The sequence below is a fragment of the Streptomyces sp. NPDC006208 genome (assembly GCF_040613775.1).
Classification (GTDB): Bacteria; Actinomycetota; Actinomycetes; order Streptomycetales; family Streptomycetaceae; genus Streptomyces.
The window spans coordinates 18,475-36,270 of sequence record NZ_JBEXSW010000013.1; the positions used below are offsets into that span (position 1 = coordinate 18,475).

14 protein-coding genes are annotated in these 17,796 nt (G+C 71.7%); 3 read left to right on the top strand and 11 right to left on the bottom strand.

Annotated elements, in window-relative coordinates; all coding sequences use genetic code 11:
• The first annotated feature begins 137 nt into the window (after positions 1 to 137).
• Genes ABZ208_RS12665 through ABZ208_RS12675 form a run of 3 tightly spaced genes read left to right on the top strand, consistent with a single transcriptional unit; the run spans position 138 to position 2,918 of the window.
• Positions 138 to 1,754: an AMP-binding protein gene (locus tag ABZ208_RS12665; protein ID WP_356909473.1), complete on the top strand. Its 1,617-nt coding sequence runs from the start codon at positions 138 to 140 to the stop codon at positions 1,752 to 1,754.
• 4 nt (positions 1,755 to 1,758) lie between these two features.
• Positions 1,759 to 2,577, top strand: a complete 819-nt coding sequence (locus tag ABZ208_RS12670) for a PaaX family transcriptional regulator C-terminal domain-containing protein (protein ID WP_356909474.1) — start codon at positions 1,759 to 1,761, stop codon at positions 2,575 to 2,577.
• A gap of 5 nt (positions 2,578 to 2,582) precedes the next feature.
• The gene (locus tag ABZ208_RS12675) at positions 2,583 to 2,918 is read left to right on the top strand and encodes a hypothetical protein (RefSeq protein ID WP_356909475.1); all 336 of its coding nucleotides are present in this window, start codon (positions 2,583 to 2,585) and stop codon (positions 2,916 to 2,918) included.
• Between the two features lie 88 nt (positions 2,919 to 3,006).
• Here the strand turns inward: ABZ208_RS12675 and ABZ208_RS12680 are convergent, their stop codons facing one another.
• From ABZ208_RS12680 to ABZ208_RS12730, 11 genes are all read right to left on the bottom strand, one after another.
• Entirely contained in the window at positions 3,007 to 5,304 is a 2,298-nt protein-coding gene (locus ABZ208_RS12680) for a bifunctional salicylyl-CoA 5-hydroxylase/oxidoreductase (RefSeq protein ID WP_356909476.1), read from the bottom strand.
• Positions 5,289 to 6,116, bottom strand: coding sequence for an enoyl-CoA hydratase family protein (locus ABZ208_RS12685; RefSeq protein WP_356909477.1), 828 nt, complete (start codon positions 6,114 to 6,116; stop codon positions 5,289 to 5,291). The genes ABZ208_RS12680 and ABZ208_RS12685 overlap by 16 nt, the downstream gene beginning before the upstream one ends.
• Before the next feature lie 784 nt (positions 6,117 to 6,900).
• Complete coding sequence (argF, locus tag ABZ208_RS12690; protein ID WP_356909478.1) at positions 6,901 to 7,932, bottom strand: ornithine carbamoyltransferase; 1,032 nt, start codon at positions 7,930 to 7,932, stop codon at positions 6,901 to 6,903.
• Between the two features lie 123 nt (positions 7,933 to 8,055).
• Entirely contained in the window at positions 8,056 to 9,288 is a 1,233-nt protein-coding gene (locus ABZ208_RS12695; RefSeq protein ID WP_356909479.1) for an arginine deiminase, read from the bottom strand.
• Between the two features lie 190 nt (positions 9,289 to 9,478).
• Positions 9,479 to 12,085: a polynucleotide kinase-phosphatase gene (locus ABZ208_RS12700; protein WP_356909480.1), complete on the bottom strand. Its 2,607-nt coding sequence runs from the start codon at positions 12,083 to 12,085 to the stop codon at positions 9,479 to 9,481.
• Entirely contained in the window at positions 12,082 to 13,569 is a 1,488-nt protein-coding gene (locus ABZ208_RS12705) for a 3' terminal RNA ribose 2'-O-methyltransferase Hen1 (protein WP_356909481.1), read from the bottom strand. The genes ABZ208_RS12700 and ABZ208_RS12705 overlap by 4 nt, the downstream gene beginning before the upstream one ends.
• Positions 13,570 to 13,659: 90 nt before the next feature.
• Positions 13,660 to 14,565, bottom strand: a complete 906-nt coding sequence (gene mmuM / locus ABZ208_RS12710) for a homocysteine S-methyltransferase (RefSeq protein WP_356909482.1) — start codon at positions 14,563 to 14,565, stop codon at positions 13,660 to 13,662.
• 22 nt (positions 14,566 to 14,587) lie between these two features.
• On the bottom strand, positions 14,588 to 15,511 hold the full coding sequence (locus ABZ208_RS12715) for an LLM class F420-dependent oxidoreductase (RefSeq protein WP_356909483.1): 924 nt from the start codon (positions 15,509 to 15,511) through the stop codon (positions 14,588 to 14,590).
• Between the two features lie 41 nt (positions 15,512 to 15,552).
• Positions 15,553 to 16,077: a DUF6099 family protein gene (locus tag ABZ208_RS12720; protein WP_356909484.1), complete on the bottom strand. Its 525-nt coding sequence runs from the start codon at positions 16,075 to 16,077 to the stop codon at positions 15,553 to 15,555.
• Positions 16,078 to 16,266: 189 nt separating this feature from the next.
• Entirely contained in the window at positions 16,267 to 16,614 is a 348-nt protein-coding gene (locus tag ABZ208_RS12725; RefSeq protein ID WP_356909485.1) for a nucleotide pyrophosphohydrolase, read from the bottom strand.
• On the bottom strand, positions 16,611 to 17,759 hold the full coding sequence (locus ABZ208_RS12730) for an ATP-binding protein (RefSeq protein WP_356909486.1): 1,149 nt from the start codon (positions 17,757 to 17,759) through the stop codon (positions 16,611 to 16,613). The genes ABZ208_RS12725 and ABZ208_RS12730 overlap by 4 nt, the downstream gene beginning before the upstream one ends.
• Positions 17,760 to 17,796: the final 37 nt, after the last annotated feature.

The following is a 17,796-nucleotide window of genomic DNA, read 5'->3' on the forward strand; positions in this document are numbered from 1 at the left end:
CCGACGGCCGGGGTTCCGGGGCCCCGCGGCGGCACCGCGGACAGCCTCCCCGGAAAGCACCGTATCGCGGACCATTGACTGTCGTCACCTTAACGATACGCTCGATGCGCGACCCCACCACGAGAAGGGGGCGAACCATGGAGCTGTCACCCTCGGCCCACCTCGACACCTTTCCGCGCGACCACTTGCCGCCCGCCGGGCAGTGGCCCGATCTCGTCTTCGGCCTGCCGGCGCTGAGCTATCCACAGCGCCTGAACTGCGGGGCGGAGCTGCTGGACGGGACGATCGAGCGCTTCGGCGCGGACCGGCCCGTCTTCCGCACCGGGGGCGGCGAGGTCTGGACGTACGGAGAACTACGCCAACAGGTCGACCGGATCGCGCATGTCCTGACCTCCGAGCTCGGGGTGGTACCCGGCAACCGGGTGCTGCTGCGCGGCCCGACCACCCCCCATCTGGCCGCCTGCTGGCTCGCCGTGATGAGGACAGGGGCGGTGGCGGTCACGGTCCTGGCTCAGCAGCGGGCCAAGGAGCTCGCGACCGTCTGCGAGATCGCCGCGGTCAGCCACGCCCTGTGCGACATCCGGTCCCTCGACGACCTGGCCAAGGCCGAGGTGCCGGGCCTGCGGATCACCGCCTACGGAGGCGACGGTCCCGACGATCTGCTGCGACTGGCCTCGGCGCGGCCCTACGAGCCGTACGAGCCGGTGGCGACGGCCGCCGACGATGTCGCGCTGATCGCCTTCACCTCGGGCACCACCGGCCGCCCCAAGGGATGCATGCACTTCCACCGCGATGTCCTGGCGGTGGCGGACACCTTCTCGGAGCAGGTCCTGCGGCCCGAGCCGGACGATGTGTTCGCGGGCAGCCCGCCGCTGGGCTTCACCTTCGGGCTCGGCGGTCTGGTGATCTTCCCGATGCGGGCCGGGGCGTCCGCCCTGCTGCTGGAGCAGGCCGGCCCCGCACAGCTGCTGGAGGCGGTCGCCAAGCACCGGGTGTCGGTCCTGTTCACCGCACCGACCGCGTACCGGGTGATGCTGGACAAGCTCGACGGGCACGACACCGGCTCGCTGCGGCGCTGCGTGTCGGCCGGCGAGAATCTGCCTGCGGCCACCTGGCAGGCCTGGCAGGAGCGGACCGGGCTGCGCATCATCAACGGCATCGGCGCGACCGAACTGCTGCACATCTTCATCTCGGCGGCGGACGAGGCGATCAGACCGGGCACGACCGGGGTTCCCGTGCCGGGCTGGGAGGCGCGCGTGGTGGACGAGGAGGGCCGTCCCGTGCCGGACGGGGAACCGGGGCTGCTGGCCGTGCGCGGCCCGGTGGGCTGCCGCTATCTGGCCGACCCTCGCCAGTCGCAGTACGTACGGGACGGCTGGAACCGCACCGGCGACACCTATGTGCGCGAGCCGGACGGCTGGTTCCGGTATGTCGCGCGCGCCGACGACATGATCATCTCGGCCGGGTACAACATCGCCGGACCCGAGGTGGAGGAGGCTCTGCTGCACCATCCGGAGGTCGCGGAGGCCGCCGTGGTGGGACGCCCCGACGAGCTGCGCGGGCAGATCGTGGTCGCGTACGTCGTGCTGCGCGGCGGGAGCGAGCCGGGCGACGACACCGCGCAGGCGCTCACCGACTGGGTGAAGCAGCGGCTGACACCGTTCAAGTGCCCGCGCGAGATCGTCTTCCTGGACGCCCTTCCCCGCACGGCGACCGGCAAGCTGCAGCGCTACCGGCTGCGGGCCATAGAGTGATCACGTGGCCGAGCAGCACACCCCCCGCTCCCTGATCGTCACCCTGTACGGCGCGTACGGACGCGAACGACCGGGTTCCCTTCCCGTGGCCGAGCTCATCCGGCTGCTCGGGGTGCTCGGCGTCGACGCGCCGTCGGTGCGCTCGTCGGTGTCCCGGCTCAAGCGCCGCGGTCTGCTGATCCCCGAGCGCACCGAGGACGGGGCGGCCGGCTACGCACTGTCGGCCGACGCGCGCCAGCTCCTCGACGACGGCGACCGGCGGATCTACGCCCGCCCCGCGCCACAGCTGTCCGACGGCTGGGTCCTCGCCGTCTTCTCCGTACCGGAGGCCGAGCGCCACAAGCGTCATCTGCTGCGTTCACGGCTCGTGCGCCTCGGTTTCGGTTCGGCGGCGCCGGGGGTGTGGATCGCGCCGGCGAGGCTCTACGAGGAGACGCGGCACACGCTGCGGCGCCTTCAGCTCGATGCGTACGTGGACCTGTTCCGCGGGGAGCACCTCGGCTTCGCGGCGACGGCCGAGGCGGTTGCGCGCTGGTGGGACCTGGGGGCGATCGCCGAGCTGCACGAGGAGTTCCTGGATCTGCACGAGCCGGTGCTGCGCGCGTGGGACGCGCGGGACGACACTCCGCCCGCGGACGCCTACCAGGACTATCTGCCGGCCCTGGATTCGTGGCGGCGGCTGCCGTACGCGGACCCGGGCCTGCCGGCCGAGCTGCTGCCGGGGGAATGGCCGGGCGGCCGCTCGGCGGAGGTCTTCGCCCGGCTGCACGCACGGCTGCGGGAGGCCGGGGCGAAGTTCGTGCTGGGGGGCGGGGTGGAGTGAGCGGGGTGCGCGAGCCGGTGCGGCTCGTTGCGGCGAACGTGGTGCGGTGGCGACGTCACGGCGAGGACGGGCGGGACCTGCGGCCGGGGACCACATCGTTCCAGGGCGGGGCGAAGGTGTATGTCATCGGCGATTACGGCCCGGGCGACGATCAGGACGTCGCCGTGATCGGACACGGGCGCCACACCGGCGCGTCATTCACCGGCGTCGTGCCGGTACGCCAACCGCACTCGTTCCGGCCGCGGCTGGTCCGCAGCCCGGAGTGCCGCGGCGCAAGGATCCTTTCCACCAAGGCGCCGATGCGGCCCCCGGCGGCTGCGGGAGTGCGCCGAGGAGCTTGAGCTGCGGGCACGCACGGCCCGGGAGGTGCGGTGGGCCGGGGTGCCGGGGTGCCGGGGTGCCGCACCCCCTGCCGGTGTCACGAGTGCCTCAGCTCAGCGTGAGCCGGGGCTTGGGCGCGTCCGTGCGGCCGGTCGGTGGCGTGCGGCTGCCCGCCCGGTACGGCAGCGGCCAGGGCGCCCCCGGTCCGGTGTAGCCCTGCTCGGCCGCCGCGTGCAGCGTCCAGTGCGGGTCGTAGAGGTGTGGCCTGGCCAGGGCGCAGAGGTCGGCTCGGCCGGCCAGCAGCACTGAGTTCACGTCGTCCCAGGAGGAGATCGCGCCGACCGCGATGACCGGGACGTTCACCTCGTTGCGGATCCGGTCGGCGTACGGGGTCTGGTAGGAGCGGCCGTACTCGGGCTGCTCCTCCGGGACGACCTGGCCGGTGGAGACGTCGATGGCGTCGGCGCCGTGCGCCGCGAAGGCGCGGGCGATGGCGATGGCGTCGTCCGCGGTGGTGCCGCCGTCCGCCCAGTCGGTGGCGGAGATACGGACCGTCATGGGCCGCTCGTCCGGCCAGACGGCCCGCACCGCGTCGAAGACCTCAAGGGGGAACCGGAGCCGGTTCTCCAGCGGACCTCCGTAGGCGTCGGTGCGCCGGTTGGTCAGCGGGGAGAGGAACCCGGAGAGCAAGTAGCCGTGGGCGCAGTGGAGTTCGAGCAGGTCGAAGCCGCTGCTCGCGGCGCGCCGGGCCGCGCCGGTGAACTGCTCGCGGATCTCGGTGAGTCCGGTGCGGTCCAGTGCGTGCGGGATCTGGTTGACACCGGCGCGGTAGGGAAGCGGGGATGCGGCGGCCAGGGGCCAGTTGCCCTGGTCCAGCGGCTGGTCGATGCCTTCCCACATGAGCTTGGTGGAGCCCTTGCGGCCGGAGTGGCCGAGCTGGACGCCGATCGCGGTGCCCGGCGCGCCGAGGTGCACGAAGTCCGTGACACGGCGCCAGGCGTCGCCCTGCTCCTGGGTCCAGAGGCCGGTGCAGCCGGGCGTGATGCGGCCTTCGGGGCTGACGCAGACCATCTCGGTCATCACCAGGCCGGCTCCGCCCAGCGCGCGGGCGCCGAGATGGACGAGGTGGAAGTCGCCGGGAAGCCCGTCATCGGCGACGTACATGTCCATGGGTGAGACGACGACCCGGTTGCGCAGGGTGAGGGAGCGCAGCCGGAAGGGGGTGAACATCGGCGGGGTGCCGGGCGGGCAGCCGAAGTCCTTCTCGACGGAGTCGGTGAAGGCGGCGTCACGCAGCCGCAGATTGTCATGAGTGACCCGGCGGCTGCGGGTGAGCAGGTTGAAGGCGAACTGACGGGGCTGCTGGTCGACATAGGTGCCGAGCTCCTCGAACCAGCGCAGGCTGGCCGCGGCCGCGCGCTGGGTCGACTCGACGACCGGTCGGCGCTCGTTCTCGTACGCCGCGAGGGCAGCGGACAGGCCGGGCTGCTCCTCGATGCAGGCGGCGAGGGCGAGAGCGTCCTCGACGGCGAGTTTGGTGCCGGAGCCGATGGAGAAGTGCGCGGTATGGGCGGCGTCGCCGAGCAGCACCGTATTGCCGTGCGACCAGCGGTCGTTGACGACGGTGCGGAACGCGGTCCAGGCGGAGGTGTTGCCGCGCAGTGGGCGGCCGTCGAGTGCGTCGGCGAAGATCTTGGCACAGCGGACGGTGGACTCCGCCTCGTCGAGCTGGTCGAAGCCCGCGGCCCGCCAGACCTCTTCGCGCATCTCGACGATGACGGTGGAGGCGTCCCGCGAGTAGGGGTAGCCGTGCAGCTGCATCACGCCGTACTCGGTCTCGGCGATCTCGAACCGGAAGGAGTCGAAGGCGAAGTCGGCGGCGAGCCAGATGTAGCGGCACCGATGCGCGGTGATGCGGGGTGCGAAGGCGTCGGCATGGGCGTCCCGGGTGGCGCTGTGCACACCGTCGGCGGCGATGACGAGGTCGTGCGTGGCGGCGAGTTCGGCGGCGGGCGGGGCCTCGGAGCGGAAGCGGAGCCGTACGCCGAGTCCTTCGCACCGCTCGTGCAGGATCTGAAGGAGCCTGCGGCGGCCCAGTGCGGCGAAACCGTGGCCGCCGGAGGTGAGGGTGCGGCCGCGGTGGACGATGTCGATGTCGTCCCACCGTACGAACTCGGCCTGAAGTGCCTGGTGGACGACCGGGTCGGCGTGCTCGATGCCGCCGAGGGTCTCGTCGGAGAGGACGACGCCGAAGCCGAAGGTGTCGTCGGGTGCATTGCGCTCCCAGACGGTGATGTCCCGGTCGGGGCCGAGCCGCTTGAGCAGCGCGGCCGCGTACAGCCCGCCGGGTCCGCCGCCGATGACGGCGACGCGCAGGGAAGCGGTCATGGCTATCTCCCCTGCCATTTGGGCGGGCGCTTCTCGGTGAAGGCGGCGTGGAACTCGGCGTAGTCCGCGCCGTTCATCAGCAGCGCCTGGGTCGCGGCGTCCAGTTCGACCGACGCGGCGAGCGGCATGTCGAGCTCGGCGGTGAGCAGGGCCTTGGTCTGCGCATGGGCCAGGGCCGGACCGTCCGCGAGCCGGCGGGCCAGTTCGCCCGCCCGCACATCCGCCTGGCCCTCGTCGGTGAGCTCGCTGATCAGACCGATCCGTTCGGCCTCGGGTGCGCGGACGGCATCGCCCAGCATCAGCAGCCGGGTGGCATGGCCGAGCCCGACGACCCGCGGCAGCAGGTAGGCCGCGCCCATGTCTCCGCCGGACAGGCCCACCTTGGTGAACAGGAAGGCGAACTTGGCGGACGGGTCCGCGACCCGGAAGTCCGCGGCGAGCGCGAGCACCGCGCCCGCTCCTGCGGCGACGCCGTGGACCGCGGCGATCACCGGGAAGGGGCACTCCCGGATCGCCCGGACGACCTGACCTGTCATGCGGTTGAAGTCGAGCAGCTGGGCGGTGTCCATGGAGAGCGTCGCGCCGATGATCTCGTCGACATCACCGCCGGAGCAGAAGCCGCGGCCCTCGCCGGCGAGCACCAGCGCGCGTACGGAACGCTCGCGGGCCAGCTCGGCGAGGAGATCGCGCAGGTCGGCGTAGGCGCCGAAGGTGAGCGCGTTGAGCTTCTCGGGGCGGGCGAGGGTGACGGTCGCGACACCCTCGTGCCTGGTCAGCCGCAGATGGCGCCAGTTCTCGGTGCGCGCTGCGGAACCGGTAAAGGGGCTCATGGAGTGTGGCCTCCTTCGGCGGGCGGTCTGCCGGCCGGGGCCGGTCCGGCTTCTGCCTGTCTCCCGAAGCTATCACTCTTACGTGACTGCCGTCACGACTGCGCTATACGCGGCCCGGAACATACGCCGCGATGTGGCAGTACTCCCGGCGACAGCAGGACCCGACCCGGCCCGGCGATCCGTCCCGTCCTTGAGCGCACGGCGACGCGCCCGACCCATGCAGGAGCACGGCCGGGGGCCTGGTACCGGTCCGGGCGCTCAGCGCCGGCCGCGGTCACCGCCCGGCGGCGGACGGGAGGCGGTCCGGTTCACGCCGGCGGCACGGTCCTGACGCGGCCGCGGGCGGGCCGCGTCGGTACTCTCACGCCGGATGCGGCGGGCCGGTCCGGGCCGGGGCCACGGGGGGGCGACGCATGGCCAGGCGGATGCGGCAGCACCAGGCCCTGTCCGGGCGATCTTGTCGGCCTGCGGCGTCAGATGCGTGGGGTCTCCTCGGGCCCACCAGGGCCGAGGCATGCGGCCTCCCCAGGCCCACCAAGGCCGAGGCATGCGGCCTCCCCAGGCCCACCAAGGGCATGGGGTCTCCCCAGGCCCACCAAGGCCGAGGCATGGGGTCTCCCCAGGCCCGCCAAGGGCATGGGGTCTCCCCAGGCCCGCCAGGGCCGAGGGGACGCATCGCAAAGCGGAGCATCACCCTCGTACTGGACGTACGTGGGCCACTCCGACAACACAGCGCGGTGCCGCAGCTGTCGTCGCAGGCCCGACAAGATCGCCCGGACAGGATCTAGGCGTCGGAGGCATCCGCCCCCGCCGTGCCGCCGGCGAGCGTGGCCACCATGACGGCCTTGATCGTGTGCATCCGGTTCTCCGCCTGGTCGAAGACGACGGAGTGCGCCGACTCGAAGACCTCGTCGGTGACCTCGAGCTCCGCGAGACCGTGCGTCTCGTGGATCCCGCGGGCGACCGAGGTGCCCAGGTCGTGGAAGGCGGGGAGGCAGTGCATGAACTTCACCTGCGCATTGCCCGTGGCGCGCAGGACATCCATGGTCACGGCGTAGGGGCCGAGGACCTTGATCCGCTCGCCCCAGACCTCCTTGGGCTCCCCCATCGACACCCAGACGTCGGTGGCGACGAAGTCCGCTCCCCGCACCCCCTCGGCAACGTCCTCGGTCAGCGTGATCCGGGCACCGCTCACCTCGGCGGCCTGCCGGGCGCGGGCGACGGTCTCCTCGGCCGGCCAGTACGAACGGGGCGCGACGATACGGACGTCCATGCCCAGCAGCGCGCCGGTTACCAGGTAGGAGTTGCCCATGTTGAAACGGGCGTCGCCGAGGTAGGCGAAGGTGATCTGCTCCAGGGGCTTGTCGCAGTGCTCGGTCACGGTCAGCACATCGGCGAGCATCTGAGTGGGGTGCCAGTCGTTGGTCAGGCCGTTGTAGACCGGCACCCCCGCGTACGCCGCGAGCTCCTCGACGACATCCTGGCCGTCGCCCCGGAACTCGATGGCGTCGAACAGGCGGCCCAGCACCCGGGCGCTGTCCTTGGCGGACTCCTTGGTGCCGATGTGCGCCCCGGCCGGGTCGATATAGGTCGTGGACGCACCCTGATCGGCGGCCGCCACCTCGAAGGAGCAGCGCGTACGGGTCGAGGGCTTCTCGAAGATCAGCGCGACGTTCTTGCCGCGCAGCCGCTGCACCTCGGCACCCGCCCGCTTGGCCGCCTTGAGCTCCGCGGCCAGATCGATCAGGCCGCGGAACTCCTCGGCGGTGAAGTCCAGCTCCTTGAGGAAGTGCCGGCCTTCGAGGTGTATCGCCATGGTGGCTGCTCCTGGGTCGCTGCTGCGGGTACCGTGGAACTATATACGAGCGCATGCATCGCTATACAGCACCTTCCCGCACTGTGGGACACGGCCGGCTCAGGTCCCCGGATGCGGCACGGTCTAAACGGCCTCGCGCTCGACCGGGCAGCTCATACAGCGCGGGCCGCCCCTGCCCCGCCCCAGTTCGCTGCCGGGGATCTCGATCACCTCGATGCCCTGTTTGCGCAGATGCGTGTTGGTGGTGACATTGCGCTCGTACGCGACGACGACACCGGGCTCGACGGCGAGCACGTTGCAGCCGTCGTCCCACTGCTCGCGCTCCGCCGAGTGCACGTCCTGCGTCGCCGTCAGCACCCGGATCTCCTGCAGTCCCAGCGCCGCCGCGATCGCGCTGTGCATGTGCTCCGGCGGATGGTCGCTGACCTTCAGCCCCTGCCGGCCGTCGGCCGGTTCGATGGTGTACGAGCGGAGCATGCCGAGCCCCGCGTACTGGGTGAAGGTGTCCGCGTCGACCATCGTCATCACGGTGTCCAGGTGCATGAAAGCCCGCCGCTTGGGCATGTCCAGGGCCACGATCGTGCGCGCCGAACCGGCCGCGAACAGGCCGCGCGCCAGCATCTCCACGGCCTGCGGCGTGGTGCGCTCGCTCATCCCGATCAGCACCGCGCCGTTGCCGATGACGAGCACATCACCGCCCTCGATGGTGGAGGGGTAGTCGTCCTGGCCCTCCGACCAGTGGTGGAAGGTGCCCGCATCCGGTCCGGCGAAGTGCGGATGGTGCTTGTAGATCGCCTCGAAGTGGACGGTCTCGCGCTGCCGGGCCGGCCAGCGCATCGCATTGATGGAGACACCGTCGTAGATCCATGCGGAGGTGTCACGGGTGAACAGGTGGTTGGGCAGCGGCTGGAGGAGGAAGTCGTCCAGGTCCATCGCGTGGAAGCGGACGGACGTCGGCTCGGTGTGACCCGCGAGGAACTCGCGCTTGGTCATCCCGCCGACCAGCGCCTCGACCAGTTCGGGCGTGGGCAGTTCGTCGAACGCGACCCTGAGGTGGTCGGTGGCAAGCGGCCCGTACTCCTTCTCGTCGAAGACCCGGTCCAGGACCAGCTTTCTGGCCTCCTCGATCTCCAGCGACTCACGCAGCAGATCGCCGAACAGATGCACCACCACGCCGCGGTCGCGCAGCACGTCCGCGAATCCGTCGTGCTCCTGCCGGGCACGGCGCACCCAGAGCACATCGTCGAAGAGCAGTGCGTCCTTGTTCCTCGGAGTGAGCCGCTTCAGCTCCAGATCGGGACGGTGGAGTATGACCTGGCGCAGACGCCCGGTCTCGGAGTCGACATGGAATCCCATACCCCCATCCTCACCGGCCGGACGCCGGTTCACCCGGCGAACGGCGCTACCGCTGCGAACCGCTTCCAGCTCGTCCCGGGCCCGCTCGCAGGTGATCCGCTCGATGCCGTCGCGGCGGCTGCGGGAAGCACTGTCCGTACGTCCCGCAGCCGCAGCCGTGCCGGTGGCGCCGGCGGCCGCCCACGCGCGGTCAGAGCCGCGGGTCGACCGGCTCCGATTCCAGGGCCAGCACCGCGAAGACCGCCTCATGGACGCGCCACAGCGGCTCCGAGCCGGCCAGCCGGTCCAGGGCCTCCAGGCCCAGGGCGTACTCGCGCAGCGCGAGCGAGCGCTTGTGGTTCAGGAACCGCCCGCGCAGTCTCTCCAGGTTCTCGGGGCGGGTGTACTCGGGGCCGTAGATGATCCGCAGGTACTCGCGGCCGCGGACCTTGATTCCCGGCTGTACGAGCCGGCCCTTCCCGTCCCTGGCAAGCGCCTGGAGCGGCTTGACGACCATGCCTTCGCCGCCGCGCCCGGTCATCTCCAGCCACCAGTCGACACCTGCCGCCACCGAAGCCTCGTCGCCGGTGTCGACGATCATCCGGCGGGTGACCTGGAGCAGACCTGTCGGGTCGTGCTCCACGAGCCGGTCCAGCCAGGCGAGCTGTTCGTCGTGCGGCACCGCCGCCAGCGAGCGGCCCTCGGAGGCGAGGATCTGGAACGGTGCCAGCCGCACCCCCTCGAGCCCGTCGGTCGTCCAGCAGTAGCGCCGGTACGCCTCGGTGAACGCGGCCGCGTCGTCGGCCCGCTCCCGCTGCCGGGCGAGCAGTCCCTCGACCGCGACCCCGCGCCCGACCGCGGCCTCCAGGGCGGCCGTCGCACCGGGCAGTACCGCGCCGGAGGCGGCGCCGACCGCCGCGTACTGCGAACGCAGCAGACCGGAGGCCTTCAGCGACCAGGGCATCAACTCGGCGTCCAGGAGCAGCCAGTCGGTGTCCAGCTCGTCCCACAGGCCGGCCGCTGTGATCGCCGTACGGAGCCTGCCGAGGATCTCCTCGGTGACCTCGCAGTCGTCGAAGAACGGCCGTCCGGTGCGGGTGTGCAGCGCGCCTGTGGGCCCTCCCTCACGGCCTTCGGCGTCGGAGGTACCTCCACAACCGAACCGCCGCCGTGCCGCGTCCGCGTCGCGGCACACCAGCGCCACTGCCCGCGAACCCATGTGCTTCTCCTCGCAGACGACCTGCGCGATGCCGTCGGCCCGGTACTGGGCGAAAGCCTCGGCCGGGTGCTCGAGATAGCCCTCCTGACGCGAGGTGGCGGTCGGGGCCATCGTCGGCGGCAGATAGGTCAGCAGCCGCGGGTCGACCGCGAAGCGGCTCATGACCTCGAGCGCTGCTGCGGCGTTCTCCTCGCGCACACCGATACGGGCCATGTGCCGGGTCTCGACGACGCGCTTGCCGTGTACGTCGGCGAGATCCAGCGGACGCCCCTCGCGGCTGCCCGGCGCCTCGGTCACCAGCGGCTTGGCCGGTTCGTACCAGACCTTCTCGGCCGGTACGTCGACCAGTTCGCGCTCCGGCCAGCGCAGCGCGGTCATCCTGCCGCCGAAGACGGCACCGGTGTCGAGGCAGATGGTGTTGTTGATCCACGAGGTGTCGGGCACCGGGGTGTGGCCGTAGACGACCGCGGCACGGCCCCGGTAGTCCTCGGCCCACGGGTAGCGCACCGGCAGGCCGAACTCGTCGGTCTCACCGGTGGTGTCGCCGTACAGCGCGTGCGAGCGGACCCGGCCGGAGGTGCGGCCGTGGTACTTCTCGGGCAGTCCGGCGTGGCAGACGACCAGCTTGCCCCCGTCGAGGACGTAGTGGCTGACGAGTCCGTCGATGAACTCCCGTACCTGCTCGCGGAAGGCGGGGTCCTTCTCGTCCTCCTTCTCGAGCTGTTCGATGGTCTCGGCGAGGCCGTGGGTGTGCTGGACGTTACGGCCCTTGAGGTAGCGGCCGAGCTTGTTCTCGTGGTTGCCGGGCACGCACAGGGCGTTGCCCGCGGCGACCATGGCCATCACGCGGCGCAGCACTCCGGGGCTGTCGGGTCCCCGGTCCACGAGGTCGCCGACGAAGACGGCGGTGCGTCCCTCGGGGTGCACCCCGTCGACATAGCCGAGCTTGGCGAGCAGGGTCTCCAGTTCGGAGCGGCAGCCGTGGATGTCGCCGATGATGTCGAACGGGCCGGTGAGGTGGCGCAGGTCGTTGTAGCGCCGTTCGAGGACGATCTCGGCGCTGTCGGCCTCCTCGACGCTGTGCAGGATGTGGACCTTGCGGAAGCCCTCGCGCTCCAGTCCCCTCAGCGAGCGGCGCAGTTCGCGCCGGTGCCGCTGGACGACGTGGCGCGGCATGTCGGCGCGGTCGGGGCGGGCGGCGTTGCGTGCGAGGCAGACCTCCTCGGGCACGTCGAGCACGATCGCGATGGGCAGGACGTCGTGCTGCCGCGCGAGCTGGATCAGCTGGCGGCGGCTCTCGGACTGCACGTTGGTGGCGTCGACGACCGTCAGCCGGCCGGCGGCGAGCCGCTTGCCGGCGATGTAGTGCAGGACGTCGAAGGCGTCGCCGCTCGCGCTCTGGTCGTTCTCGTCGTCGGCGACGAGCCCGCGGCAGAAGTCGGAGGAGATGACCTCGGTGGACTTGAAGTGCTTGCGGGCGAAGGTGGACTTGCCGGATCCGCTGGCGCCGACGAGGACGACGAGGGACAGGTCGGTCACCGGGAGCCGGCGGCCGCCCGGTGTGGTGCCCGCGGCGCCGGGGGTGGGGTCGGTGGTCATGCGGCCTTCGCCTCCTTCTGGGTCCTGTTCGGTGCGTCCGTCGTGTCCGTCTTCTCGAACACGGCCATCTGCGTGGGCGGGCCGACCTCGGGGTCGTCGGGGCCCACGGGTACGAAGCGCACCTCGTAGCCGTGCCGCTGGGCAACCGCTCCGGCCCAGCTGCGGAACTCCTCGCGCGTCCACTCGAACCGGTGGTCGCCGTGGCGCACGTGCCCGGCGGGCAGCGTCTCCCAGCGGACGTTGTACTCCACGTTCGGGGTCGTCACGAGCACCGTCCGCGGCCGGGCGGAGCCGAACACCGCGTACTCGAGGGCGGGCAGCCTCGGCAGGTCGAGGTGCTCGATGACCTCGCTGAGGACGGCGGCGTCATAGCCGGCAAGCCGCTTGTCGGTGTAGGTGAGCGAGCCCTGGAGCAGTTGCACGCGGGCGGCCTGGCGCTCGCCGAGGCGGTCCAGCTTGAGCCGGCGTCCGGCAATGGTCAGCGCCCGCACCGAGACATCGACTCCGACGATCTCGGTGAAGCGGACATCCTTGAGCAGAGCCTGAACCAACTGGCCCTGGCCGCAGCCCAGGTCGAGGACCCGGCTCGCGCCGGCGGCGCGCAGCGCTTCGAGGATCGCGTCGCGGCGCTGTTCGGCGAGCGGGAAGGGTCGCTCCTCGGTGTCCGTGGTCTCGTCCACGGCGTTGTCCACGTCCTCGACCTCGAGGTCGTCGGACTCGGCGAGGCGCACCAGCTCGAGGCGCTCCATCGCCTGCCGGGTCAGTCCCCAGCGGCGCGAGAGATAGCGGCTGGTGATCAGCTTCTGCTCGGGGTGTTCGGCGAGCCAGCCCTCACCCGCCCGCAACAGCTTGTCGACCTCGTCGGTGGCCACCCAGTAGTGCTTGGCGTCGTCGAGCACCGGCAGCAGTACGTAGAGCTGACGCAGCGCGTCGGCGAGGCGCAGCTCGCCTTCGAGCACCAGCTGGACATAGCGGGAGTCGCCCCACGCGGGGAACCGGTCGTCGAGGGCCACCGGCTGCGCCTCGACCGAGGACCAGCCCAGCGGTCCGAACAGCTTCCGCACCAGTTCGGCTCCGCCGCGCGCGGGCAGTGCGGGCACTTCGACGCGCAGTGCGAGCGGCGCCTCGGCCCGCTCGGGCAGCGCGGCGCACACGCCGCGCAGAGCGCTCTTGAACACCGTGCTCAGCGCGACGGACAGCAGTGACGACGCCGCGTACGGGCGGTCGTTCACGTATTGCGCGAGCGCCGCATCGGGCGCGCCGCCCCGGCCCTTGCCCTTGCCGCGCCGCACCAGCGCCACCGGATCCACCTCCAGCAGCAGTGCGGCGGTGCAGCGCTCGACGGACGCCTCAGGGTAGAAGACATGCGCCGTGCCGTGCGAGGTGGAGAACGTCTGCGCCTTGTCGGGATGCTTGTGCAGCAGAAAGCCGAGGTCGGTCGCGGGACGCTCCGGGGTACCGGTCGTACTGATCGTCAGGAACACGCGTCCGAGTATCGTCCGGTTCGGCTCCTCCGACCAGGGGTTTTCGCTCGCTCCGGCAGCGGGGGCGGCTGCCGGGGCCGGCCGCCCGTGTCAGTCCATGCCGAGCAGCCGTGCCAGCTCCGTGATCCGGTCCGGGCCCACCCGGCAGCAGCCGCCGACCAGCCGGGCCCCGGCCGCCTGCCAGTCGCGCACGAGGGCCGGGTCGTACAGCGACCCGCCGCGCCAACTGCGGGCGGCGGGGTCCCACTGCTCTCCGCTGTTGGGGTACACGACGGCCGGCTTGCCCGTCACCGCTGCCGCGAGACCCACCGCCGAGGCCGCCTCGGCCGGCTCGCAGCAGTTCACGCCGACCGCGATCACGTCTGACCGGCCGGTGGCCAGGGCGAACGCCTCGGCCAGCTCCTGACCGGCCCGGGTACGGCCGCCCGCGACGGTGTACGAGAGCCAGACGGGCACACCGCACCCGTCGGCCGCCCGCAGCAGCGCCTCGGCCTCGTCCGTGTCCGGCACGGTCTCCAGGGCCAGCACGTCCGGCTCCGCCGCAGCCAGGGCGTCGATCCTCGGCCGGTGGAAGCGCTCCAGCTCCCGCACGCTCATCCCGTACCGCCCGCGGTACTCGCTGCCGTCCGCGAGCATCGCACCGTACGGCCCGACCGATGCGGCGACCCACACCTCGTGCGGCGCACCGGCGGCCGCGCTGCGGGCCAGTGAGACGCTGCGGCGCAGCAGCGCCGCGGCGCGCTCCCCCGAGATGCCCCGCCGCTCGAAGCCCTCGAAGGTCGCCTGGTAACTGGAGGTGATGAGCACCTGTGCACCGGCCCGTGCATACGCGGTGTGCGCGGCCTCGATCTGCCCCGGATCGTCGGCGAGCAGGCGCGCCGACCAGAGGGCGTCGGACAGGTCGCAGCCCTGCGCCTCCAACTGGTTGGACAGGCCGCCGTCGAGCAGCAGGACGCCGTCGGCGAGCGCGGCGGCGAGTGTACGGACGGGTTCCACAGGTGCTCCTCGTGCCGGCCGGTCAGCCCAGCTGGGTCTGGACCTGGGACGAGATCAGCTCCAGGTGGTCGAGATCGCCGAGGTCGAGGATCTGAAGGTAGATCCGGGACGACCCGATCGCCGCATAGCGGCCGATCTTGTCGACGACCTCGGCCGGTGATCCCGCCAGGCCGTTGGTCTTCAGTTCGTCCACATCACGGCCGATGGCAGCGGCCCGGCGCGCCACCTCGGCATCGTCCTTGCCCACGCACACCACCAGCGCGTTGGAGTACACCAGCTCGTCGGCGGCCCGTCCGGTGGCCTGGGTGGCAGTGCGGACCCGGCCGAACTGACGCTCGCTGTCCTCGATCGACGCGAACGGAATGTTGAACTCGTCGGCGTACTGCGCGGCAAGGCGGGGAGTGCGCCTGGCCCCGTGGCCACCGATCAGCACGGGCACCTTGGCCTGGGCGGGCTTGGGCAGTGCGGGCGAGTCGGTCAGCTGATAGTGCTGCCCCTCGTACGAGAAGGTCTTGCCGGCCTCCGTGGCCCACAGTCCGGTGACGATCGCGAGCTGCTCCTCCAGGCGCCCGAACCTCTCCGCGGGGAAGGGGATGCCGTAGGCCCGGTGCTCGTCGGCGAACCAGCCTGCGCCGAGGCCCAGTTCGACCCGGCCGCCCGACATCCGGTCGACCTGGGCGACCTGGATGGCCAGCACACCCGGGAACCGGAACGTCCCCGCGGTCATCAGGGTGCCGAGGCGGATGCGCTTGGTCTCGCGGGCCAGCCCGGCCAAGGTGATCCAGGCGTCCGTCGGGCCGGGCAGCCCGTCGGACGAGCCCATGCTCAGGTAGTGGTCGGAGCGGAAGAAGGCGTCGAAGCCGAGATCCTCGGTGGCCTTGGCGACGGTCAGCAGGGTGTCGTAGCTCGCCCCTTGCTGGGGCTCGGTGAAGATTCGAAGATCCATGCATCCATCCTGCACCGTCGGATGCCGGGCGGAGCTGACCGTCAGGTGCCGGCGGCCTGGTCCATCTCGGCGACCGGCCGTTCGGGGCCGGCTCTGCCGCGCACGATGTCAGGAGGCCGGTCCAGCTGGTGCGCCGCGAGCCGGCGCAGCATGCCGCGCACCCGGTCGCTCGATTCGTCGGCCGCGTCTATGGCCTCGATGCACTGCCAGTACAGCCCCTCGTCGTCGGTGGCACAGGCGACCCCGACCAGCGCCATCCCTACTTCCCCCAGCAGCACATGCAGCGCGGTCAACGCGGCATGGGCGTCGGTCACCTGGGTCAGCTGCGCGGCCCGCACGCCGCCGCTGCGCACCATGGGGTGGTCGAGCACCCCGCAGGCCCGGCCGCCGATCTCGCTCAGCGCCCGCGCCTCTCCTCTGAGCCACTGCGGCCCGCTCAGGGCGAGGCTGCTGCCGATCGCCTGGGCAAGCGCCTGGGCCTGCCATGCCTCCGCCACGATGTCCGGCACCTCGCGGCTGTGTGCCAGAGCGTCACGGCTGAGCGTGACGAGCCGTTCCGCGTCCATGTACGTACCCCCGTTCGTACGACTTTCTGCCCACTCAGTTCATTACCCAGAGTGAAGCCGCTTGAGCCGAAACGCCAGAGGAATTCCGAAATCTGTGGACAGGACAGCCATTGTGGATAACCCGGCAACTCCATAGAGTGACAACACTCCGTGGCGGCACCGGCAGAGCGGCCTGCCGTCACCTCAGCGTCACTTCGCCGGAAAGCGCAGTTCGTTCCGGTCGATCTTCTCGGAGAGCGCCGTCAGCGCATCGATCCCCAGCACTTCGCAGAACTGGAGGAGGTACGCCAGCACATCCGCGACCTCGTCGCGCACCCGGTGCGCCGTGCTCTCCTCCTCCATCACCCGCGCCGACTGCTCGGGCGTCAACCACTGGAAGATCTCCACCAGTTCGGAAGCCTCGACGCTCAGCGCCACCGCGAGATTCTTGGGCGTGTGGTAGGGCTCCCAGTGCCGCGCCGCCGCGAACTCGGCCAGCCGGCGCTGCAGCCGCGCCACATCAGGTACACCGTCGCCCGGTCCCTCGTCCTCCGTCATGGCCCCAGGTCTACCACTGTCACGCCACCGATCCCGCGCGCGGACGTCGCATCGGCAAGCGTCCCCACCAGCCGGATGTGCCCACGTGCGCACATCTCCGCGGCCAGAGCTACCAGTTCACGCCGCTGCGCCACGTCAAGGCAGCGGTCGAAGCCGTCGGCGAGCACCGTGAGCGACTGATACGCGGGCGGCACTTCGGCGACCTGGTCCATCGCCAGCACCCCCGGCCCTGTGAGCAGCACCAGCGCGAGGCCCAGATATCTCAACTCCCCTTCGCCGAGCCGCCCCACGGGAGTGGCCGTCCGCCCGCGGCCCCGGCCGAGCAGTGCCTGCACCGTCCCGTCCGCGAGCTCTTCCACGACCAGATCCACCACCTCGCCCACGCAGCCCGCGCGCGCCGCTGCCGCAAGCCGCGCATGCCGTTTTGCGCACTCGCTTCGGGTGCGGTGCAGCACCTCCGCGAGGTTGTCGCAGCCGCGGCGCAGCCGGCCCGCGCCCGGTGCCACCGGTCTGCGCATCCGGTGCGGCTGCGGATCGCAGGCGAAGGCGGACCGCAGCGCCAGCACCACCTGCTCGGCGGCGGCGATCACATGCAACTGCCCCTGTGTGCTGCCCGCCACCCGCAGCGGCAGCAGGGCCGTGCCGAGCCGGTCGTCGGGCAGCGGTGCGCGTGTGACTCCGGCGGATCCGGCGGTGTGCCAGGCCGCCTGCACGGCGGTGCGCCCGGGGTCGCGCAGTGCGGTGCTCAGCAGCGTCCGGCCGTCGCCGGTCAGCCGTTCACCGACGACGCGCAGCTCCGGCTCGGCCTGCACCGCCAGATCGAGCCGTACGGTGCCGGCCGGGCCCTCGACGGTGCAGCCGAGCCGGAATCCGCGCCGGCCCTGGGGGTCGGCGCCGGCCCCTTCCGGGACGCATCCGGCCGGGTCCGGGAAGGCCGCGGCCAGTTCCTCCCCGGCGCCGAGCCGTGTCAGGGCCTCGTACGCCTGAAGCACGCTCGACTTGCCGCTGCCGCTCGCACCCGCGAAGAGCGTCAGCGGGCCGAGGCGGTAGGACGCCTGCCGGTGTGCCCGGAAGGCGGCGAGCCGCAGTTCGGTGACGGTGGGACGGGCGGCCTGCGGGCCGCCGGTGGAGGGGTTCGCGTCCATGACGGGGACGCTACGCAGCCCGGAACACGCCGAACCG

Coding starts and splice junctions, on each gene's coding strand:
- ABZ208_RS12665 (WP_356909473.1), top strand. CDS start 138: ATGGAGCTGTCACCCTCGGCCCACCTCGACACCTTTCCGCGCGACCAC.
- ABZ208_RS12680 (WP_356909476.1), bottom strand. CDS start 5,304: ATGGCAGGGGAGATAGCCATGACCGCTTCCCTGCGCGTCGCCGTCATC.
- ABZ208_RS12685 (WP_356909477.1), bottom strand. CDS start 6,116: ATGAGCCCCTTTACCGGTTCCGCAGCGCGCACCGAGAACTGGCGCCAT.
- argF (WP_356909478.1), bottom strand. CDS start 7,932: ATGGCGATACACCTCGAAGGCCGGCACTTCCTCAAGGAGCTGGACTTC.
- ABZ208_RS12695 (WP_356909479.1), bottom strand. CDS start 9,288: ATGGGATTCCATGTCGACTCCGAGACCGGGCGTCTGCGCCAGGTCATA.
- ABZ208_RS12700 (WP_356909480.1), bottom strand. CDS start 12,085: ATGACCACCGACCCCACCCCCGGCGCCGCGGGCACCACACCGGGCGGC.
- ABZ208_RS12715 (WP_356909483.1), bottom strand. CDS start 15,511: ATGGATCTTCGAATCTTCACCGAGCCCCAGCAAGGGGCGAGCTACGAC.
- ABZ208_RS12720 (WP_356909484.1), bottom strand. CDS start 16,077: ATGGACGCGGAACGGCTCGTCACGCTCAGCCGTGACGCTCTGGCACAC.
- ABZ208_RS12725 (WP_356909485.1), bottom strand. CDS start 16,614: ATGACGGAGGACGAGGGACCGGGCGACGGTGTACCTGATGTGGCGCGG.
- ABZ208_RS12730 (WP_356909486.1), bottom strand. CDS start 17,759: ATGGACGCGAACCCCTCCACCGGCGGCCCGCAGGCCGCCCGTCCCACC.